Source organism: Vibrio sp. 10N.286.55.E10 (assembly GCF_002872555.1).
GTDB classification, from domain to species: Bacteria; Pseudomonadota; Gammaproteobacteria; order Enterobacterales; family Vibrionaceae; genus Vibrio; species Vibrio crassostreae.
Genome location: NZ_MCSD01000004.1, coordinates 124,203 through 145,025 on the forward strand (window position 1 = coordinate 124,203; position 20,823 = coordinate 145,025).

At 45.0% G+C, this 20,823-nt stretch carries 17 protein-coding genes; 10 read left to right on the top strand and 7 right to left on the bottom strand.

Annotated features, from left to right (window positions below):
- Window positions 1-14: 14 nt before the first annotated feature.
- Together BCV39_RS04165 and BCV39_RS04170 are read right to left on the bottom strand one after the other, a co-directional pair.
- On the bottom strand, window positions 15-1,508 hold the full coding sequence (locus BCV39_RS04165; RefSeq protein ID WP_102431465.1) for a mannose-1-phosphate guanylyltransferase/mannose-6-phosphate isomerase: 1,494 nt from the start codon (window positions 1,506-1,508) through the stop codon (window positions 15-17).
- A gap of 80 nt (window positions 1,509-1,588) precedes the next feature.
- Window positions 1,589-2,704, bottom strand: a complete 1,116-nt coding sequence (locus BCV39_RS04170; protein WP_102431466.1) for a mechanosensitive ion channel family protein — start codon at window positions 2,702-2,704, stop codon at window positions 1,589-1,591.
- Between the two features lie 186 nt (window positions 2,705-2,890).
- On the opposite strand from BCV39_RS04170, the gene BCV39_RS04175 reads away from it, so the two are divergent.
- Both BCV39_RS04175 and BCV39_RS04180 read left to right on the top strand, forming a co-directional pair.
- On the top strand, window positions 2,891-3,547 hold the full coding sequence (locus tag BCV39_RS04175) for a TrkA family potassium uptake protein (RefSeq protein ID WP_102431467.1): 657 nt from the start codon (window positions 2,891-2,893) through the stop codon (window positions 3,545-3,547).
- 26 nt (window positions 3,548-3,573) lie between these two features.
- Window positions 3,574-4,941, top strand: coding sequence for a TrkH family potassium uptake protein (locus BCV39_RS04180; RefSeq protein ID WP_102431468.1), 1,368 nt, complete (start codon window positions 3,574-3,576; stop codon window positions 4,939-4,941).
- An 89-nt stretch (window positions 4,942-5,030) separates the two neighbouring features.
- On the opposite strand, the gene msrB is transcribed toward BCV39_RS04180, so the two are convergent.
- Window positions 5,031-6,173, bottom strand: coding sequence for a peptide-methionine (R)-S-oxide reductase MsrB (gene msrB, locus BCV39_RS04185; protein ID WP_102431469.1), 1,143 nt, complete (start codon window positions 6,171-6,173; stop codon window positions 5,031-5,033).
- A gap of 201 nt (window positions 6,174-6,374) precedes the next feature.
- Here msrB and BCV39_RS04190 point away from each other — a divergent pair, with 201 nt between their 5' ends.
- Entirely contained in the window at window positions 6,375-6,773 is a 399-nt protein-coding gene (locus BCV39_RS04190; protein ID WP_102431470.1) for an OsmC family protein, read from the top strand.
- Between the two features lie 130 nt (window positions 6,774-6,903).
- On the opposite strand, the gene BCV39_RS04195 is transcribed toward BCV39_RS04190, so the two are convergent.
- From BCV39_RS04195 to phnW, 4 genes are all read right to left on the bottom strand, one after another.
- On the bottom strand, window positions 6,904-7,974 hold the full coding sequence (locus tag BCV39_RS04195) for an OmpA family protein (protein ID WP_102431471.1): 1,071 nt from the start codon (window positions 7,972-7,974) through the stop codon (window positions 6,904-6,906).
- 341 nt (window positions 7,975-8,315) lie between these two features.
- Window positions 8,316-9,134: a phosphonoacetaldehyde hydrolase gene (gene phnX, locus BCV39_RS04200; RefSeq protein WP_102431472.1), complete on the bottom strand. Its 819-nt coding sequence runs from the start codon at window positions 9,132-9,134 to the stop codon at window positions 8,316-8,318.
- Between the two features lie 97 nt (window positions 9,135-9,231).
- The gene (locus tag BCV39_RS04205) at window positions 9,232-10,671 is read right to left on the bottom strand and encodes an aspartate aminotransferase family protein (protein WP_102431473.1); all 1,440 of its coding nucleotides are present in this window, start codon (window positions 10,669-10,671) and stop codon (window positions 9,232-9,234) included.
- Window positions 10,671-11,774: a 2-aminoethylphosphonate--pyruvate transaminase gene (gene phnW, locus BCV39_RS04210; RefSeq protein WP_102431474.1), complete on the bottom strand. Its 1,104-nt coding sequence runs from the start codon at window positions 11,772-11,774 to the stop codon at window positions 10,671-10,673. Before phnW ends, BCV39_RS04205 begins: the two co-directional genes overlap by 1 nt.
- 365 nt (window positions 11,775-12,139) lie before the next feature.
- Here phnW and BCV39_RS04215 point away from each other — a divergent pair, with 365 nt between their 5' ends.
- The 7 genes from BCV39_RS04215 to BCV39_RS04245 all read left to right on the top strand — a co-directional run bounded on the left by BCV39_RS04215 (window position 12,140) and on the right by BCV39_RS04245 (window position 20,773).
- Window positions 12,140-13,150 (top strand): putative 2-aminoethylphosphonate ABC transporter substrate-binding protein, encoded by a 1,011-nt coding sequence (locus tag BCV39_RS04215; RefSeq protein ID WP_102431475.1) that lies wholly within the window; start codon window positions 12,140-12,142, stop codon window positions 13,148-13,150.
- 103 nt (window positions 13,151-13,253) lie between these two features.
- Window positions 13,254-14,675, top strand: coding sequence for an FAD-dependent oxidoreductase (locus BCV39_RS04220; RefSeq protein ID WP_102431476.1), 1,422 nt, complete (start codon window positions 13,254-13,256; stop codon window positions 14,673-14,675).
- Window positions 14,676-14,902: 227 nt separating this feature from the next.
- Complete coding sequence (locus BCV39_RS04225) at window positions 14,903-16,012, top strand: putative 2-aminoethylphosphonate ABC transporter ATP-binding protein (protein WP_019820426.1); 1,110 nt, start codon at window positions 14,903-14,905, stop codon at window positions 16,010-16,012.
- Between the two features lie 21 nt (window positions 16,013-16,033).
- Window positions 16,034-17,743, top strand: a complete 1,710-nt coding sequence (locus BCV39_RS04230; protein ID WP_170960785.1) for a putative 2-aminoethylphosphonate ABC transporter permease subunit — start codon at window positions 16,034-16,036, stop codon at window positions 17,741-17,743.
- A 68-nt stretch (window positions 17,744-17,811) separates the two neighbouring features.
- Window positions 17,812-18,516 (top strand): phosphonate utilization transcriptional regulator PhnR, encoded by a 705-nt coding sequence (gene phnR, locus BCV39_RS04235; protein ID WP_048669555.1) that lies wholly within the window; start codon window positions 17,812-17,814, stop codon window positions 18,514-18,516.
- Between the two features lie 137 nt (window positions 18,517-18,653).
- The gene (locus tag BCV39_RS04240) at window positions 18,654-19,556 is read left to right on the top strand and encodes an EamA family transporter (RefSeq protein ID WP_102431478.1); all 903 of its coding nucleotides are present in this window, start codon (window positions 18,654-18,656) and stop codon (window positions 19,554-19,556) included.
- A 200-nt stretch (window positions 19,557-19,756) separates the two neighbouring features.
- A complete protein-coding gene (locus tag BCV39_RS04245; RefSeq protein WP_019820432.1) occupies window positions 19,757-20,773 on the top strand; it encodes a TRAP transporter substrate-binding protein in 1,017 nt (338 codons plus the stop codon).
- The last annotated feature ends 50 nt before the right edge of the window (window positions 20,774-20,823 follow it).

Here is a 20,823-nt window from a genome sequence, read left to right on the forward strand (position 1 = left end):
GATTTGTCGCTGCTTTAGTTCGATTTGATGATTTGAGATGAGTCAGGTTGTTCGCATTTCACGTCTCGCCCATAACTGTCTTGATATCGAATGATGTCGCCTTCGCTCAAATGGCTGCCGGTTTGTACCTCGATCATTTCGAGTGGCAGTTCGCCTGGGTTTTCTAAGCTATGAACATGTCCCAATGGAATGTAGGTGGATTGGTCTTCTTCGACTAGGTAAGTTTTCTCATCATTAGTCACCTTCGCGATGCCCGCTACGACAACCCAGTGTTCCGCTCTATGGTGATGCATTTGTAGCGATAACTTATGACCGGGTTTTACGGTGATACGTTTTACTTTGTCGCGTTTACCTAGGTCGATTACATCGTATTTACCCCAAGGTCTAAACACCTCACGGTGATGAACATGTTCTGTGCGACCAGCTTGGTTCAGCTGACTAACAATCGATTTTATGCCTTGAACTTTGTCTTTATTCGCAACCAATATAGCGTCTTTGGTTTCGACAATAATCAGGTTTTCGACACCCACAGTCGCAACCAATTTATTTTCGGCATGAATATAGTTGTGCTGAGAATCGACAGTTAACACATCGCCTTCAATCACGTTGTTGTGCTCGTCCTTATCACTGACATCCCAGATGGCAGACCATGAACCAATATCATTCCAACCAACATCCATAGGAATTACTGCAGCGTGTGACGTTTTTTCCATCACGGCATAGTCGATAGAGTCACTCGGACTGCTTTTGAATGCTTCGGCGTCAATACGGATAAAGTCGAGGTCGGTGTTTTGTGTCGCGAGAGCGAGTTTACAGGCCGCTAAGATCTCTGGACGATGTTCAGCAAGTTCTTCAAGGTAGCGTGATGCTCTAAACATGAACATGCCGCTGTTCCAGAGGTGCTGTCCTGAACTAATGTATTTCTCTGCGGTGGCTAGGTCAGGTTTTTCAACGAAACATTCAATGGCAAAAGCATGGTGGGAGAGTGGCTTTCCTTGTTTGATATAACCATAGCCAGTTTCTGGAGCGTTGGGAGTAATACCAAATGTGACCAGTTTGCCTTGTTTCGCGTATTCGACACCCCTCGCTACCGTTTGCTGAAATTCGGTCGTTTTGGCGATGTGATGATCGGCTGCCAGTACCAATAATATTGGGTCTGACTTGTTCTGTTGGTTGCTGTTCGAGTGACTTAAGGCCTGTAAGGCTGCAAGTGCGATGGCGGGCGCTGTGTTTCGACCTACAGGCTCTAACAGAATACCACCGTGTTGGTTATTAGCCGATCGAGCTTGCTCTGCAGCGATAAAGCGGTGTTCTTCGTTACAGATGATGAAGGGAGCGGCACACTCGGTATCACTTAAGTGCGCTTCAAGGCCTTGCAAACGCAAAAGGGTTTGCTGAAGCATAGATTGCTCATCTGCGATGTTGAGGAACTGCTTAGGGTAAAGCTCGCGAGACAGTGGCCAGAGGCGGCTACCAGAGCCGCCGGCTAGAATGACAGGTAAAATCATATCGTGGTAATTGGGTGCCTTAAAATACTGGCGTCATGTTACCACGCTTCACCGTTATTATTTATCGATAAAAAATTTACTTATCGATGACCCCCTGGATTGGAAATGACTATGTCTTGAGCTTCGCTAAAACCTTGCGGGTCGATTTTAAGTGTTTGCGTTGGGAAGGCGATATCCGCATTATGTTTGTGAATAATTGCTAGCACCTGCAGTAGCACATCCTGCTTAACTTCATGGTATCTCACCCAGTTGACGGTCTTAGTGAAGGTGTAGATAAAGAAATTAAGTGTTGATGGCCCAAACTTGTCAAAGTTAACCATCAACGTCTGTTTGGCATCGATATCAGGGTGCGTTTCAAGCATGGCTTTTACGTCATCCACAATAGCAGCTAACTTGCTCGCGTCTTGGTAACGAAGCCCAAAGGTTTCATTGATTCGGCGGTTCAGCATTCTTGATGGGTTCTCTACCACAATGTTACTGAAAACCGAGTTTGGCACGTACAAAGGGCGTTTATCGAAGGTGCGGATGATGGTCATGCGCCAACCAATACGTTCGACAGTACCTTCGATTTGACGATCGGGAGAGCGAATCCAATCACCGACTTTAAAAGGTCGGTCGAAGTAGATCATCATGCCACCAAAGAAGTTCGAGAGTAGATCTTTTGCTGCCAAACCGACAATCAAACCACCCACACCACCAAAGGTCAGAAGGCCAGACAGGCTGAGTCCAAACGCTTGCATGACTGTCAGGCCGCCCATGACCATAAAGAACAGGCGAGCGACTTTCGCGATAGCTTGTACTGTGGTTTCGTCTCTGGTTTTTTGCTCTAAGACATATGCTTCAGTGTTGGTGATCATTCGTAAGGTAAACCAAACGAAGGTACATATGATCAAAATGTGTTTTAACGTTTTTAACCAGTTGATTTCGTTACCAAACTGGTCTTGGAGGATCAGCCCGATAGAGACCGTGGCTGGCCAACACCAAAGTAACGTACTGACTGGGGTTTTCAGTGCTTCTAGTAGCAGATCATCCCAGTGGAAAGGGGTTTTCTGAACCAGAATTTCTAAGCGATTGTGGACAATTCGCCAAGCTACCCAAGCAAGAAAACTCGCAATAGTGATGAATAAGACACTGTTCGCCCAATCACTATGGCTCTGGTTAATGTAGGTTTGTACTTGGGTTAAGAATTCATTCATTGTGTGTGCTGCCGCAGAAATTATGAATTGGAAATTAGCAGAAACTGGAGTTGTTCTCTACCTTTATAAATCAAGCGATTATGACACTAGTATAACCTTATTATTGAAAAACTAACTTTTTTTGAGATAGAAACTAATGTAGGTTTGGCTATCCCGTGTAATTAAAATTTCTCAACAGGATTTCAAATGAGCGACAAACAATATGCAGTTATCGGTTTAGGGCGTTTTGGGTTATCTGTATGCAAAGAGCTGCAAAGTTCAGGGGCGCAGGTACTAGCCGTCGATATTGATGAAGAGCGAGTGAAAGAAGCCGCGGCTTTTGTTTCACAAGCGATTGTTGCTAACTGTACGAGCGAAGAAACGGTAAAAGAGTTAAGGCTAGACGATTATGACATGGTGATGGTGTCGATTGGCTCTGATGTTAACTCGAGCATTCTAACCACTTTGGTGGTGAAAGAGTCAGGCGCAAAAGCCGTCTGGGTGAAGGCGAACGATAAGTTCCACGGTAAGATCCTCTCTAAGATTGGTGCTGACCATATCATCATGCCAGAGCGCGATATGGGTATTCGTGTTGCGCGCAAGATGTTAGATAGACGCGTTCTTGAGTTTATCGACCTAGGCAGTGGTTTAGCGATGACCGAAATTGTTATCGGTGCCAAGTTGTTGGGTAAACAACTTAGCGAACTCAAGCTGTGCAAAGAGATTGGCGTTGAAGTTCTTGGCTTCAAGCGTGGCCCAAACTTAACCAAAGCACCGGAACTGGATGTGAGTTTAGAAATCGGTGATGTAGTGATCATTGCAGGGCCGAAAGAGACCTTGTCTAGAAAATTACGTAATTGGTAACCGGCAATGGGTTATAAGGTAATAGTATGAATTCGTTAGAACGAAAAGGTACTTTCTACACGCTTAAGAGAGATGAAAAGCCACGTAAAGGCTCTGAACCTAAGATTATTCTGACTAGTTTCTTAGGTGTTCTTATCCCTTCGGCCATACTTCTGACGATGCCTGTTTTTTCTGTTACAGGACTTAGCTTTACAGATGCGTTGTTTACCGCGACTTCCGCGATCAGTGTGACAGGTTTGGGTGTAGTCGATACGGGTGAGCACTTCACTTTGGCTGGAAAAATCTTGCTGATGTTCTTGATGCAAGTGGGCGGGTTAGGGCAGATGACCCTATCTGCGGTACTGCTCTACATGTTTGGTGTTCGCTTAAGCCTGAAGCAACAAGCATTAGCCAAGGAAGCATTGGGTCAAGATCGTAAGATCAATCTTCGAAAACTGGTCAAGAAGATCATTATCTTTGCGCTAGTGGCTGAATTTATTGGTTTTGTATTACTCTGTTTCCGATGGGTTCCTGAGATGGGATGGTCAACCGGAAGTTTTTACGCACTTTTTCATGCGATATCAGCCTTCAATAACGCAGGCTTTGCTCTGTTTTCAGACAGTATGATGAGCTTTGTTGACGACCCATTAGTGATCTTTACGCTCGCGGCTCTGTTCATTTTTGGTGGTTTAGGCTTCACGGTAGTAGGTGACCTATCAAGCAATTGGCGTAAAGGTTTCAGACATCTACATTTACACACCAAGATAATGCTGACCGCAACACCGACTCTATTATTAGTGGGTACGGTATTGTTCTGGCTGTTGGAGCGAAACAACTCCGCGACCATGGAAGGGCTATCGACACAAGGTCAGTGGCTAGCGGCATTTTTCCAATCGGCAAGTGCTCGTACTGCTGGCTTTAACAGTGTGGATTTATCTCAATACACACAGCCTGCTTTATTGGTGATGATCGTGTTGATGTTGATTGGTGCTGGCTCTACCTCAACAGGTGGCGGTATTAAGGTATCAACATTTGCGGTTGCATTTGTAGCGACTTGGACGTTCTTACGTCAGAAAAAACATGTAGTGATGTTTAAGCGCACTGTAACTTGGCAAGCAGTAACAAAGTCGTTGGCCATTATTGTGGTAAGTGGGGCGTTATTAACCACCTCGATGTTTTTGTTAATGCTTACTGAAAAGGCAGCGTTTGATCGAGTCATGTTTGAGGTGATTTCAGCCTTTGCAACGGTAGGGTTGACGGCAGGGTTAACTGCGAACCTAACTGAGCCTGGCAAATACATCATGATTGTTGTGATGGTTATTGGACGTATCGGTCCTTTGACTTTGGCGTACATGTTGGCTCGCCCTGAACCTTCATTACTCAAGTATCCAGAAGATACAGTTCTAACTGGCTAGGGAGAGTGCTCTTGTTTGTGAACTAGAAAAAGTAAAGCCAGCGATATGCTGGCTTTGTTGTTACAGGTTTCGCGTTAGTTGCTGAGTGCTTAGCCCTCAAACATCTCAACGTATTCTTCGTAGCCTTCTTCCGCTAATTTATCCGCAGGGATAAAGCGCATTGCGGCTGAGTTCATGCAGTAACGTAAACCTGTAGGTTTAGGGCCATCTTTAAATACATGACCTAGATGAGAATCACCAAATTTACTGCGGACCTCGGTTCTTGGGTAAAGCAACTTGTAGTCGGTAGTGGTTACGACATAAGCCTCACTGATTGGTTGCGTGAAGCTCGGCCAACCTGTACCTGATTTGTATTTGTCTTTTGAAGAGAACAACGGCTCACCAGTAACGATGTCGACGTAGATACCTTCCTGTTTGTTATCCCAGTATTTGTTATCAAACGGGCGTTCTGTCGCGTCATCTTGCGTTACATCGTACTGAAGTGCCGTTAGCTTGGCTTTGATCTCCGCGTCAGACGGCTTAACGTAGGTTTTAGCATTGGCTGTCGCATTCTTACCATCGATGATCTGACGGAGTGTTTGTGGGTTGTCCTTTCTATCGTCCCCGAAGATTTTATCTAAGTACTGGTCACGACCTGATGCGTAGCGGTAGTAGTTATAACGAACTTTACTCTTCTTGTAATAGTCTTGGTGATAGTCTTCCGCTGGCCAGAATTTTTCAAATTCAATCAGTTCTGTTTTTAGTGGTTCACCAAAGATATTAGCTTTGTCGATCTCCATCATGAAGTTCTGAGCAACATCTTTTTGTGCTTGGTTATGATAGAAAATAGCTGGTCGATATTGAGGACCTCGGTCTACAAATGAACCTTTGTCATCGGTTGGGTCGATGTGTCTGAAGAATTGGTCAAGAACCTGTTCATAGCTAACAACATCAGGGTTGTAAGTCACGTTGATCACTTCGATGTGACCAGACTTGCCTGAGGATACTTGTTTGTAGGTTGGGTTTTCTAGTTTACCACCAGAGTACCCAGAGATAACGTCAGTGACGCCTGTCAGCTTTTCTAGGTCGGATTCTGTACACCAAAAACAACCACCAGCCAGTGTCGCGATTTCACTTTTACCTGAATTAGCTGTTTTATCCATTGTATTGGCAGTGCCAGTCTGGCTTACAAACAGCGAAATCAGTGGTAGCGCAACCACGAGTGATACCAATATTTTAGATAATTTATTCATAGATACCTCATCTTGACGTTCTTCTCATTCGATTTTGAATGTACGAATAGAGACAGGTTTTAGATGGAAAAAATTGCATCATTCATGAAAAAAATATGTCATCGAGAAAATCTTGCTCATAAATGCCGCCAGTAGTAGGGTGTCGGTACTAACAATAAATAATAGACAGTGATGGCGGTTATCGGTCATCTAAGGAACTGTATGCAAGCAGAAGTTAAATGGGTCGAAGGCTTTAAATTCCTAGGTCAATCTCAATCTGGCCACTCTGTAGTAATGGATGGCAGTGGCGGTGCTACCGCGCCAAGCCCAATGGAAATGGTCCTTATGGCCGCTGGTGGTTGTAGCTCTGTTGATGTCGTAGATGGTTTGAAATCTGAAGGCCAGAACATCACAGGCTGTAATGCCAAACTTGAAACGACACGTCGTGAAACAGCACCAAAAATCTTTACTGTGATTAACATTCACTTTGAAGTATCGGGTGACAACCTTGATCCTGAGTTAGTTGCAAAAGTATGTGCTGACTCGCTAGAAAAATACTGTTCAGTATGTCTAATGCTAGGTGCTGGCGTAGAAATGACGCACAGCTGGGAAATCGTTTAGTTTTCGGATTGTACAGCTTGACTTTGGGCCGTTACTTTACGGCTTAAGGCTTATTAGAAAGACAGATAAAGAAAAGGGCGGAGCACTTTGAGTGCTCCGCCCTTATTATTTCGGCTAAGGTAGAGTGCTGTTATTCAGCCGTTTCTACGATAACTTCTTCAACTTGTACTTCTTCTTGGTATTCGAAACCAGGGATCGTTGCGTCGACACGACGGTTTTGAGCACGACCTTCAGCTGTATCATTTGATGCAACTGGGTTCTCTTCACCTTCACCTGTAGCAGTGATACGCTCAGCTTCGATACCTTGATCTTCGATGTGTGCAGCAACTGCAGCAGCACGTTTCTTAGAGATCATCATGTTGTATTCAGCAGCGCCTGTTGAGTCAGTGTGACCAACAACAACAACAGTCGATTGAGGGTGAGCTTTAAGAACTTCAACTAGAGGTTGTAGTGCAATCTTGCCGTCTGTAGACAGCTCAGTACTGTTTGTCGCGAACATTTCTTGAGAGTAGCTCTCTGTTTGCGCTTTAGTCACAACAACAGTACTTTTCTCTTCAACAACAACTGCAGGCTCTGTGATTGGCTCAGATGGAGCTTGAGTCACAGCTACCGCAGAAGCTGCTGCTGCCGCCGCTGATGCAGTTGTGTTACCAGTACCGAAGTTGTAGCTAACACCAACAGACAGTAGGTTCGAGTTTAGGTCTTGAACGTAGTTATCGTCGAAGTCATCAAAGTATTGGTATTCAACACGTAGTGCCCAATCAGAAGAAAGCTGCTTCTCTACACCGATACCAGCAGAAAGTACAACGTCATCTTCGCCACCATGAGAGATGTAAGCAGGACCTGCTTTGAAGAATACGTCAAATTCTTGTTGTACTGGTAGGCGGTACATCGGCGTTAGTGAGATTGCGATTAGCGGATCGCTGAACGCAGCTGTTGTGCCGTTCTTTGAAAAGCTTGTCTTGTAATCACCAAGGAAGTCAGAGCTTAGCTCAATACCAAACTTGTCATTAAAATTGTAGCCAGAGTAGATGCCAGCACCGATTGCATCATCATCACATTTTTCACCGCTTACACATGCGCTATCTAGCCAGCCTACGCCCACTTTTGCACCAACATAAGTTGTAGCAGCGATAGAAGGCGCTGCTGCTAGGCCTGAAGCGGCAACAACAGCACACATGATTTTCGACAGTTTTTTCATAATCTTATCCTTGGATTAACTCTTATTGTTATCTGAACTTACCAGTAAAACGATCACTTATTGGGTAACGACACTGCTTATAACAAGTAATTCAAAGTGTTGGTTCAGCTCAATCTATCTTGTATCAGTAATTATATTGTTAATCTGATTGCGTATCGCAGTCAATGAAATTGTTAAAAATTATATATTTAAGGTGCTATTTACAGAGGTTTTTGTCAATTAATTGTTGTCTCAAATATTGGAAACAAAGAAACCTCGTATCATTTTTAGGTGATACGAGGTTTCTTTTTATGTGTGCGGATTATTGGGCTATAGGCCCTGATTTGCGGAAGTTACAGGAGTTATGGGCGCTCTCCGGCTAACAAACGTTTTTCAATGTCTGCAATGACACCTGGTAGGTCTGCAATGGTATCGATTAGGTAGTGTGGGTTCGATTTGTTTAGCTTAACGCTCGCTTTTTCACGTGCAGCCGCAAGTGTTGTCTCGTCTGCATTTAAATATTCTTGATACGTTAAGCCTGCTTCGTTCCCCGATAATACAAGTCCAACCGTCCACATGCCTGCGTTGTGACCTTCATCGATCCCCGGTGCTGCATCGTCTACTTTTACACACGCAGCAACGCTAGTTACACCTAGGTCGATTACGTTTTTCAGTGCCATAAATGGAGCAGGGCGACCACCTTGAGGTAAGTCATCGGTCGCTACCACGTTATCTGGTCGGTAACCGTAATCTGCAGCAGCAGGAATTAAAACATCCATCACTTCACGCGGGTAACCAGAACATGAACCGATTTTTACGTTCTTCTCTTTTAGGTTATTCACCACTTCAATCGCGTTTAAAATTGGCGCTGCGTGGTCAGCTACTTTCGCTTTTTGAAGAGGCATAAACGCCGCATAGATTGCATCAACGTCTTCACTGGTCATCGAGCGCCCGAACTGAGCATTCCAACGAGCATCAACAGCAGGGATTCGACCCACCGCTTGAATGTGATCCCATTTACCGATACCCATAGGTTCACGAGCTTCTGCTAAGTCGATGTCAAAGTCGAAACCTTGTCTGAATGCTTCCACGAAAATGCTGGTTGGAGCAAATGATCCAAAATCAACGATAGTGCCAGCCCAGTCAAAGATAACCGCTTGGATAGGTGATGTCGTGTTCATAATAGTGTCCTATTTTTGTGTCACTCCCAGTTCAAACTCCTGGCAGGACGAATGATTGTTTTAGCTTATTGGTTTAAGTGTTGATTTAAATAATGAATTAAAGGTATTCAAAATCTTCGCAGACTTTGGCTATCGCTTTTTCGAATACAGACAGAGCGACTTCTAGTTCGCTGCGGCTGATGATCAATGGTGGGCTCAACTGAATCACGTTACCTTGTGACACCTTAAAGCTCAGGCCATCGTTCAGGCATTGGTAAAGTACGGCTTCTGCTTCATCGAACGCTCTGGTTTTGGTGATATGGTCGGTGACCAACTCAACGCCCCATAGCAGCCCGATGCCGCGCACGTCACCAATGACTGGGTATTTCTCTTTCATTTGAAGCAGCTGTTCACGCACGAATACGCTGTCTGCTTGCACTTTTTCAAGTAGATTTTCTTGCTCAATCACTTCCATCGTAGCCAGTGCCGCCGCGCAACCGATAGGGCTTTTCTCATGTGTGTAATGACCAAGTGAGACTTGCGCTGCTGTGTTGTATTTGTCTTTAGTGACCATGGCTGCAATTGGAACCAAGCCGCCGCCAAAGCCTTTACCGATACATAGGATGTCAGGCTCGATATCAAACGCTTGGTGTGTGAACCATTCACCGCTACGACCCATGCCATTTGGGATATCATCAATGATCAACATGACATTGTGCTTGTCGCAGATCTCACGGATTCGTTTCCAATAAGCCTTGCTTGGCACTTGAACGTCTGTGTTACGCACTGCTTCAGCAATGAAGGCACCAATGCCACCTTCTTTTTCAATCACGTACTCAAGGTAATCGGCATAGTGCACATCACATGCAGTCTCATTGTTATCGCCTGCGCTTTGCCCGTGAAGCGATAAAGAGCCATTAAGGGGGAAAGCACCACGATAAGAGACTGCTGGTGGGATACGTTCTACGCCAGCCATTAACGGCCCCATACCTTCGCGGAAACAGGCTTCACCACCCACTGAAATTGCATCCAGCGACGCACCATGGAAGGAATCCCACAATGAAACGACTTTGAAGTTGTTGGTGACATGTCGAGCCAGTTTCAGTGCCATACCGATAACCGATGTACCACCTGGCGCAAACAACACGCGATTCAAATCACCACCGCAGATCTGTGTGAGTTTTTCAGCGCACTGAACGGCAGTCTCATTGGTGAATCGACGTGGTGAAAACGGCAATGACGCCATTTGCTGAGTCACTTTATTAATAATATGTGGGTGGCCATAACCTAATTGGTGAACATTATTACCGTGAAAGTCCATGTACTTCTTGCCCGTCGCATCTTGAATGTAGATTCCTTCAGCGGTTTCAAGCGTGTCTAGGCAAGGTGTTGACATGGCTTGATGAAGAAACACGTCAGAGTCACGCTTTAACATTGCTTGAGTCGCATCATCGTTTAGCGATTCGTTCCATTTTTCGCGTGCTGGCGTAGTGTTCACATCGCCTTCGCTTCGAAAGTGTGTGGCCTTTAGAATCGGCTCTTGATTGGTCGTCGTCATTATTTGATGTCCCAGTATATAGCGTTTTCTATAGCGCCAATGAGAGCTTCAATGTCTGACGGATACACTTCACCGATGTTACCGATTCGGAAGCAGTCGGCGTTTGAAACCTTGCCCGGGTAAATCACAAACCCTTGTTCTTTCAAACGGTCATAGAACTCCTTGAATTGGTAATCGCTATGAGTTGGAGAATAGAAAGAGGTGATGATCGGTGAATGAAGGTCATCATTTAACAGAGGTTCAAAACCTAGAGAGCGCATGCCAGCAACCAATGTGGTTTGATTGGTTTGGTAACGATTATGGCGAGCTTCAATGCCACCTTCCTGTTCCAGTTCAAGCAGGGCTTGGTAGAAAGCACGCACTGTGTGAGTTGGGGAAGTGAAGCGCCATTTACCGTGGTTGCTTTCCATGCAGTGCCATTGGTCAAACAGATCAAGGCTTAATGAGCGAGCTTGGCCTTTACACTTTTCCAATTCCGATTGCTTGGCAATAACAAAGCCGAACCCCGGTACACCTTGAATACACTTGTTTGCCGAGCTGATCATGTAATCGATACCTAAGTCAGCAATATCCATAGGAATACCGCCAAAACTCGACATAGCATCAAGAATGACGGTTTTGTTGTGCTGCTTTGCCAATTTGGCAATGTCTTCAATCGGGTTCAGCATGCCCGTTGTGGTTTCACAGTGCACAATTGCCACATGAGTAATATCTGAATCCATGGCCAATGCCGTTTCCATTTCGTTCAAGTCAGGCTGTGATGTTTCACCTGGGGAAACGACATGGCATGGAATGTTCAAATATTCTGCGATTTGAGCGATACGAGCACCATACGCACCGTTATCAACAACAAGAAGCTTACCGCTGTCAGAGATAGCACTACCAATCGTAGCTTCAACTGAAGCGGTGCCGCTACCTTGCATTAATACACTTGTGTATCCCGCTTGCTTAGTCGCCAAAGTCACTAGCTTGCTACGAATCACTTCAACAACGTCTTTGTTGTATTCATCATCCCAAGTACACCAATCTTTTAGCATCGCTTGGCGAACGGTTTCAGACGTAGATAGAGGACCCGGTGTCAGTAGTAAGTATTCGTTTCTCATGTTCAATTCTCGTGATGTTCATTTTGGACTATACCAGTATTTGCAGTTACTTTAACAACCAATTTGAAGGATCGTAAATAGCCCAAACATCATTTTCACAAAAGCTTCATATTAAGATTGGTCACTTGTGTTGAGAAATTTCCCGATCTTTAAACTGCCATTTTTTGTTCATTTAACCGTCACAAAAGTTGATTAGGTTAATATTCGAAATCTGGCACATACCAATACAAAGGTGTGTTCTAACAACCTAAATGAATTTATGGATATAGAAGCCTCTAGATGGAGCTTCTAGTTTTAACAACTTTAACTTTGGCAATTTTTAATTTTGGCAACTTCTCACTTTAGAGTTGGCCTGACTGGAGAAAATGATGAAAAACCGTTTTATGAAAGGATCACTTGCAGCATTAGTTACTCTATTAGCTGGTAATGCTTATGCAGCACAGGAAGTGACGGTTTACACCGCTTTTGAAACTGACATTTTAGCGAAATACAAAAACGCATTTGAAAGTGAAAACCCAGACATCAACATCAAATGGGTACGTGATTCAACTGGAATCATGACGGCAAAATTATTAGCTGAGAAAAACAATCCTCGTGCAGAAGTGGTATGGGGCCTTGCGGGTTCTTCAATGGCTCTACTTAAAGAGGAGGGTATTCTTAAGCCTTACACTCCTCAAGGTGTAGAAGCGCTGCGTTCAAACCTCAACGATCCGCAATCTACTCAAGCTTGGTATGGCAATGACGCCTTCTTCAATGCGGTTTGTTTCAACGAAGTAGTTGCTAAGCAATTGAACCTACCTGCACCTAAATCTTGGGATGACCTAACGAAGCCTATCTACAAAGGCCACATTGCAATGCCAAACCCAGCGTCTTCTGGTACGGGCTACATGCAGGTTTCGGCTTGGTTACAAAACATGGGTGAAGACCAAGGTTGGAACTACATGCAGAAGCTAGATCAAAACATTGCTCATTACACGCACTCTGGTTCTAAGCCATGTGTTCAAGCGGGCATGGGTGAAGTGGCTATCGGTATTTCTATGGCGAGCCGCGGCGCGAAGCTGAAGACTCAAGGCGCGCCACTTTCTGTGATTACACCGGAAGGTATCGGTTGGGAATCTGAAGCGGTAGGTCTTGTTAAGCCTTCAGGTGCAGCACAACGTGTTATCGATTGGTCTATCTCTAAAGCAGCGAATGAACTTTACATCGAAATGTATCCAGTTGTTGGCCACCAAGATGTCACAGGTAAAGCAGAAAACTTCCCGAACGTAGAGAAGAACATGGCAAAAATGGACTTCGCTAGTATGGGCAGCGAACGTGCAGATGTTCTGAAAACATGGTCTGAGAAGTTTGACGCTAAATCAGAGCCAAAATCCTAATCTGACGAACTATTCAGTTCATTAGAAGTTAGCAATCAGTAAAGGAAGGCTTCGGTCTTCCTTTTTTAGTTTACGCCTTTAGGTTTTAAGTAAGGTACAACAAATGACAAAACACTATTCATATTGGTTCAAACAAGCATTGGAACAAGAATTTGGCAGCATCGACGCAGGGCTAATATCGGCTAAGCGGCTCCAAAAAGACGTCAACTGTGATATCGCCATTGTTGGCGGTGGCTATACGGGTTTATGGACGGCGATTTTAATCAAACAACAGCAAACCGAAAAACATGTTGTCGTGATTGAAAAAGGTTTATGTGGTAGCGGTGCTTCTGGTGCGAACGGCGGTTGCATGCTGACGTGGTCGACTAAGTATCCGACGCTGAAAAAGCTCTACGGAAAAGAACAAGCGAAATGGTTGGTTAAGGAATCGGAAAAGGTTATATACGAGATCGAAGCCTTCTGTAACGAACACAAGATTGACGCGCATCTATATCGAAGCGGTACTTACTACACGGCGACCAATGAAGCGCAAAAGGGTGGAATGGAGCCTGTTGTTAATGAGCTGGTTAAGCAGGGCATCAATAGCTGGAAGAAGTGCGATAACTCTTTGGCTGAGAAAGCGGGGTCTGATCGCCACATTGAGGGTTACTACTCAGAAGCTGCGGGTAGTGTGCAGCCAGCGTTATTGGCGAGAGGTTTACGCCGCGTCGCTCTCGAACTGGGTGTCGAAATTTACGAAAATACAGAGATGACTTCTCTTGATTACGGCTCACCAGTTCGCGTCCAAACTAAGGGTGGGACGTTAACTTCCGATAAAGTGATCTTAGCGGTCAATGCATGGATGCTCGATCACTTTAAAGAGTTCAAACGCAGCATAGTGGTTGTTTCTTCAGATATGGTGGTGACCAAGCCTATTCCTGAAAAGCTCAAGCAGTTTGGTCCAGAGAAAGGGGCAGCGGTGGTGGATTCTCGAATCTTTGTTCACTACTACCGAGACACTGAAGATGGACGACTCATGTTAGGCAAAGGTGGCAACAAATTCTCGTTTGCCAATCAAGTCGAAAGCATGTTCAACCAAACCACTAACTACTTGCCGATTCTCAATCAATCCTTTCGAAAACTGTTCCCTAAATTGGAGCAAAGTGAATTCGATTACAACTGGTCTGGCGGCTCAGATCGTTCGGTCACAGGTTTGCCATTTTTCGGTAATCTAAAAGGCCAAAGTAATATTTATTATGGGCTTGGTTACTCAGGTAATGGTGTTGCTCAAACTCGCATGGGAGGCAAAATTTTGTCTTCAATGGTACTCGATATCGACAATGCTTGGACACGAAGCGGTTTAACTAAAGGCCCATTAGGACACTTCCCGCCAGAGCCATTCCGTTGGGTAGGTGCGATGATGGTTCGTGATGCGGTACGAAGAAAAGAGAACGCGGAAGATTCGGGTAGCACGCCATTGTGGCTAGATAAACAGTTATCCAAACTTGCAGGTGCGGCGGGCAAAGCCGACAAGGTTGAATCATAGATTAATCTAGCGTTTAAATTAGAAGTTTACATTTAGGCTCTCAGTGATTTATGGGCAAGTCATTGAGGGCTTTCAACATTGAACCAACTGTTAATGCTGAACAAATAGCAATCTTTAATGCTTATTATATCTGCAATATAACTGTCATTTAGCTTCTATAAATTTGTCACTTAACTGCAATGTTCTCAGTTTAAATTTGGTATATACCATATAGAGAGTGCTGTAGTATGAGCAACCAAACTTATTTGAATATTGAAAACGTTGTAAAGCAATTTGGCCAATTCACAGCGTTAAAAGACATTTCCCTATCGATAGATAAAGGCGAGTTCGTCTGCTTCCTTGGCCCATCTGGCTGTGGAAAAACCACCTTATTACGTGCGATTGCAGGTTTAGATTTACCTACTTCAGGTTCTATTGAGCAGAACGGTAAGGATACGACCTTCTTACCACCAGAAAAGCGCGACTTTGGCATTGTGTTCCAGTCTTACGCTTTGTTCCCGAACCTTACTGTGGAAGAAAACATTGCGATTGGCCTTAAAAACCAAGGCATGTCGACCAAAGAAGCTCTTGAGACGGTTGAGTCTTGGTTAGAGACCATCGGCTTACCGACGTCTGGTCAGAAATTCCCAAATCAATTGTCTGGTGGGCAGCAGCAGCGTGTGGCTTTGGCTCGTGCTTTGGCTTTGTCTCCAGGTTTGCTACTCCTTGATGAGCCGCTTTCTGCATTGGATGCAAAAGTAAGAACACACCTGCGCGACGAGATCTGTCAATTGCAGCGTAAATTGGGCATCACCACGATTATGGTGACGCACGATCAAGATGAAGCTTTGACCATGGCTGACCGCATTGTGGTAATGAATCACGGTATTATCGAGCAAGTGGGCGCTCCACAAGAGATCTACCAAAAACCCGTCAGTCGTTTCGTGGCTGAGTTTGTCGGCAGTATGAACTTTATTCAAGCTTCTGTAGCAGCTCAAGGCAAGATGCGTATTGCTGAGTCTATGTTGCCATTGCCTGGGTTAGACAACCTGACACCAAAGCAGGGTGATATGTTTGATATCGCGGTTCGTCCTGAGCAAATCCAGTTTGTTGATCGTTTTAGTGAATCCTTGCCAGTGAGAATCGTATCAAGCGAATTCTTAGGGGCGTTTTATCGCGTGGAGTGCGAGTTGCAACATGACTCAACGGCGAAAGAGATCATCGTGGATGTACCCGTCAAAGAGTTCAACCGATTGAAGCTGCGTCGCAGTGATATTCGTTACGTTGCATTCGATCAAGAAGGCCTGAGAGCTTACCCATCGAAAAGCTTGCAAGTGATGAAAGACGAGGCGGCGTAAACAATCATGGAATCGACTCAAATGATGCAATCTAAGCTGCTAATTCAACGACGAGTAACGCCTTTTCTTGCTCGGCTAAGTAAAGACAACGTAATCCTATTCGGGCTTCTGGCTTTTTTGTCAGTGGTCATGACGCTATTCATCCTGATGCCACTGTGGGCAATGTTGAAAAAGAGTGTTCAGAACGCAGACGGCGAATTTGTAGGTTTACAGAATTTCGCAACGTATTTTGCGTCTCAAAGCCTATGGCAGTCGGTAGGTAACACCTTCACGTTGGGCTTGTTGGTAACGACAGTGGTTGGCGTTTTAGCGTTTGGTTATGCCTATGCTTTGACTCGTTCATGCATGCCTTTTAAGGGACTATTTCAGGTATTAGGTTCTGCGCCGATCCTTGCTCCTTCATTACTTCCTGCAATCAGCTTGATCTTCCTATTTGGTAATCAAGGTATCGCCAAAGAAGTCTTGGGCGGCAACTCGGTATACGGCTTGATTGGTATCTCACTCGGCTTGATATTCTGGACTTTCCCACATGCCTTGATGATTCTAACCACTTCACTCAGAACTTCTGATGCTCGTCTTTATGAGGCTGCCCGTGCTCTAAATACTTCCTCGCTTAAAACCTTCTTCATGGTGACCTTACCTGCAGCCAAATATGGCTTGATCAGTACTCTGATCGTTGTGTTTACGTTGGTGGTGTGTGACTTTGGTGTACCAAAGGTCATTGGCGGTAGCTACAACGTTTTATCTACAGATATCTTTAAGCAGGTGGTTGGTCAGCAGAACTTTTCGATGGGTGCTGTAACCAGTATCTTGTTGCTATTGCCTGCGCTACTTGCGTTTACAGTGGATCGCTGGGTACAAAAGAAACAGAAGAGCTTGTTTGATACCCGTTCTGTCGCGTACCAACCAGAGCCAAATACCATGCGTGATGGATTGTGTTTCCTTTACTGCACGGTCATTTCGGCTGCTGTCGTTATCGTGTTGGGCATGGCGATATACGGTTCTATGGTCACCTTCTGGCCTTGGAACAAAGCGCTCACCCTGAATAACTACAACTTTGCTGAGATGAGTACCTATGGTTGGACACCGTTCTTCAACTCTCTGACGCTTGGTGCATGGACTGCCATTATCGGTACCGTATTGATTTTCTTAGGTGCGTATTGTATTGAGAAGGGCAGAGCATTTGGTCCCGTTCGTCAGGCGATGCAGATGCTCAGTGTTGTGCCGATGGCCGTTCCGGGTATGGTTCTGGGTTTGGGGTATATCTTCTACTTCAATGACTTGAGTAACCCACTTAACTTCCTGTATGGCACGATGGCGTTCTTGGTGATTAATACGGTGGTTCACTACTACACAGTAGGGCACATGACGGCGTTAACGGCATTGAAACAGCTACCTTCGGAAATTGAAGCCACGGCGGCCTCGGTTAACCTACCGCAATACAAGCTGTTTTTTAAGGTGACGGTGCCCGTTTGTTTGCCTGCGATTTTAGATATTGCGACATACCTGTTTATTAATGCACTTACCACGACATCTGCGGTAGTATTCTTGTATTCTACCGATACGATACCTGCGTCAGTTTCAGTGTTGAATATGGACGATGCGGGGCAAACCGGTGCAGCAGCAGCCATGGCGGTAATGATCATGATATCTGCAGCGAGTGCGAAGTTGATTCATATGCTAATCAACAAGTTTTTCGAGAAGCGCACCCAAGCTTGGCGCAAACGCTAGCGAACCATTTTATATTGCAGTTGGCCAAGGAGTGGCTGACGACAAGAACAAGAATGAAAGGAAATTAAGTGCAGTACGTAAAAATCAAAGATGTCATTGTAGAGCAGATAGAGTCGGGGATGTTAACGCCACGACAGAAGTTGCCTGCAGAACGTAAGCTGGCTGAATCGTTTGATACAACACGAGTTACCTTACGTGAAGCTTTGTCTTCGCTTGAAGCTGAAGGGCGTATTTACCGAGAAGATCGCCGCGGTTGGTTTATCTCACCAGCGCCGCTTCGTTACGATCCAACCCAAACACTGAACTTCACTAATATGGCTCTGGCGCAAAATCGTCAACCGAAAACTGAGTTAGTGGCAGCAAAAGGGATGTTGGCAACCAAGGAGGCGACTAAGCTTCTTGAGTTACAACCGTTCTCCGATGTTTATCGAGTCGATAGAGTTCGCTACCTTGAAGACAGACCGGTTGTGTATGTGACGAACTACATTCGACCAGAGTTGTTTCCTAACTTACTCGATTATGACCTGTCTAAATCACTGACCGACATCTACCGTGAGCACTTTGGCGTGGTGTATCAGAAGATTCGTTACCGTGTGAGTACAACGTCTTTGCTGGGTGAAACCGCGCAAGCATTGCGTGCGACTTCTGGCTCTCCTGCAATGGTGGTAGAGCGTGTTAACTACAATCAAAATGGCGATTTGATTGACTGTGATATTGAGTATTGGCGTCATGACGCGATCAGTATAGAGTCGATCGCACAGTTAGAACGCTAGTCATACGTTAGAACGCTGGCACACCTTAAATTCTCTGAGCTTGCTCAATTGAAACGATCAAAGGTCTCTTATCTGGAGGCCTTTTTTATCCCCTTTTTTAAGCGGTTGCTCTTATCAGTCAATAAGTTAGGAATTAAATGGAATTCTCTGCCATCATCATCGTGATTATCTCGGCTCTGCTGCATGCGGGTTGGAACGTTCTAGGTAAATCTAATCAAGAATCGGGTTCGTCTTTCTTCCTAGCCTCTGGCTTTGCCGCCGCAGCGATATTGACTCCCTATCTGGTTTGGTATGCCTACAGTGTTGGCCTGTCAAATATATCACTTCCATTCTGGCAGTTGGTTTTCTTGAGTGGGATCTGTCAAATCGTCTATTTGATTGGGTTAGGCGCTGCCTATAAACAAGCTGATATTGGTGTGATCTATCCGATGGCACGAGCACTTCCGGTGTTGATGGTGGGGTTAGGCACGGTGTTGATCGGCTATGAATTGTCGGCGAATCAGTGGATGGGTTTTGCACTGATCACATTAGGCTGTTTGTTCGTTCCACTGAAACAATTCTCTGAGCTGAGGTTCAAGGCCTACCTGAACCTCGGTGTGCTGTGGGCATTAATCGCCGCCATTGGTACCACTGGCTACTCCATTATAGATAAAGAAGCGCTCCTGTTATTGGAGCCGTTAAGCACGCCTACCATTACTAATAAACACACGGCGATTTTCTACCTAGGCATTCAATTTTGGGCGATCGTGATTCCGCTGAGTATTTGGTTGTTGGTGTCCAATCAAAGAATCGAATTTACCAACGCATGGATACTACGTAAGAAAGCCACGGTTGCAGGCATTATGATGGCATCGACTTATGGTTTAGTGTTATTTGCGATGACCATGACAGAGAACGTCAGCCTGGTTGTGGCACTTAGGCAAGTCAGTATCATCTTCGGCGTAGTGATGGGGGTCTACTTTTTAAAGGAAAAGTGGCACATGACTCGCGGTGTAGGCGTCGTTTTTATTATTGCTGGTTTAGTTATCTCACTGACTTAAAGAGAAATTAATTTACACCTCCAACCTATAATGTGACTTTTTAGGCACATTATCCTTATTGATAGCAAACGTTTTACTAATGTTAAAGATGTGATCCTTCTCATAGACAAGGCAGTAAAGTTACCGGTAACATCCACCCCAACGTTACCGGTAACATATAACAACAAACCGGACTCTGTGAAACTCATAAGGATACCCAAATGAAAGCTCTGACTAAAACGCTGATTGCTGCTTCCCTCACTGGCCTATTTGCTACTTCAGCAATGGCTGCAGACTTTAAACTTAAGATTCAATCTTCAGATCCATCTGGTGATTTGAACTTCAAGGTTCAGCAGAAGTGGGCTGAGCGTGTAGAGACGATGTCTAACGGACGTATCGACATCGACCTTCTGCCTGTAGGTGCTGTGGTTAAACACACTGAAACGCTAGGCGCGATCAAGATGGGCATCCTTGATGGTCATATCACAGCAACAGGTTACTTCTCTGGTAAAGATCCAGCATTTGGTCTTATCGGTAACATGGTTGGTGCATGGTCAGACACAACACAACTGCTTCAGTACATGAACTACGGTGGCGGTAACGAGCTAATGACTGAGCTTTACAAGCCTTACGGTGTTCAGTTCGTTGGTGCTTCAACAACAGGTGTTGAGTCTTTCATTTCTAAAAAGCCAATTGACGGTGTCGCGGATCTTAAAGGTCTTAAATTACGTGCACCTGAAGGTCTAGTACAACAAGTGTTCGCAGCAGCGGGTGCGACTCCAGTAAACCTTCCGGGCTCTGAAGTATTTACCGGTCTAAGCAAGGGCGTAATTGATGCTGCGGACTACACAGTATTCTCGACAAACCAAAAAGCGGGCATGAACGACATTGCGACACACCCAGTTCAACCGGGTTTCCACTCGTTGCCACTTATCGATATCTCTGTTTCTCAGAAGAAATGGGACAAGATGCCTGCTGACCTACAAACAATCTTACAAACATCTGTGCGTGACTTTTCTTACGACATGACGACTCAGCTAAAAATGGCTGACCAAGCAGCAGTTAAAGAAGCGCAAGCGAACCCAGAAATCACTATTCATGACTGGTCTCAAGAAGAGCGTAAGAAGTTCCGTGAGATCGCAAAAGGTCAATGGAAAGTATTTGCAGAGCGCTCTGATAACGCACAGAAAGTTTACACCTCAGTTACCGTGTTCCTAGAAGAAAACGGCTTACTGTAATTCAAACTTAGCTTACTGATGGGGGAGGGCATTGCTCTCCCGTTTTCTCC

Bases quoted from the DNA above. Each gene is read 5' to 3' on its own strand.
- BCV39_RS04165 (WP_102431465.1), bottom strand. From the start codon at position 1,508: ATGATTTTACCTGTCATTCTAGCCGGCGGCTCTGGTAGCCGCCTCTGG.
- BCV39_RS04170 (WP_102431466.1), bottom strand. From the start codon at position 2,704: ATGAATGAATTCTTAACCCAAGTACAAACCTACATTAACCAGAGCCAT.
- BCV39_RS04175 (WP_102431467.1), top strand. From the start codon at position 2,891: ATGAGCGACAAACAATATGCAGTTATCGGTTTAGGGCGTTTTGGGTTA.
- BCV39_RS04180 (WP_102431468.1), top strand. From the start codon at position 3,574: ATGAATTCGTTAGAACGAAAAGGTACTTTCTACACGCTTAAGAGAGAT.
- msrB (WP_102431469.1), bottom strand. From the start codon at position 6,173: ATGAATAAATTATCTAAAATATTGGTATCACTCGTGGTTGCGCTACCA.
- BCV39_RS04190 (WP_102431470.1), top strand. From the start codon at position 6,375: ATGCAAGCAGAAGTTAAATGGGTCGAAGGCTTTAAATTCCTAGGTCAA.
- BCV39_RS04195 (WP_102431471.1), bottom strand. From the start codon at position 7,974: ATGAAAAAACTGTCGAAAATCATGTGTGCTGTTGTTGCCGCTTCAGGC.
- phnX (WP_102431472.1), bottom strand. From the start codon at position 9,134: ATGAACACGACATCACCTATCCAAGCGGTTATCTTTGACTGGGCTGGC.
- BCV39_RS04205 (WP_102431473.1), bottom strand. From the start codon at position 10,671: ATGACGACGACCAATCAAGAGCCGATTCTAAAGGCCACACACTTTCGA.
- phnW (WP_102431474.1), bottom strand. From the start codon at position 11,774: ATGAGAAACGAATACTTACTACTGACACCGGGTCCTCTATCTACGTCT.
- BCV39_RS04215 (WP_102431475.1), top strand. From the start codon at position 12,140: ATGATGAAAAACCGTTTTATGAAAGGATCACTTGCAGCATTAGTTACT.
- BCV39_RS04220 (WP_102431476.1), top strand. From the start codon at position 13,254: ATGACAAAACACTATTCATATTGGTTCAAACAAGCATTGGAACAAGAA.
- BCV39_RS04225 (WP_019820426.1), top strand. From the start codon at position 14,903: ATGAGCAACCAAACTTATTTGAATATTGAAAACGTTGTAAAGCAATTT.
- BCV39_RS04230 (WP_170960785.1), top strand. From the start codon at position 16,034: ATGATGCAATCTAAGCTGCTAATTCAACGACGAGTAACGCCTTTTCTT.
- BCV39_RS04240 (WP_102431478.1), top strand. From the start codon at position 18,654: ATGGAATTCTCTGCCATCATCATCGTGATTATCTCGGCTCTGCTGCAT.
- BCV39_RS04245 (WP_019820432.1), top strand. From the start codon at position 19,757: ATGAAAGCTCTGACTAAAACGCTGATTGCTGCTTCCCTCACTGGCCTA.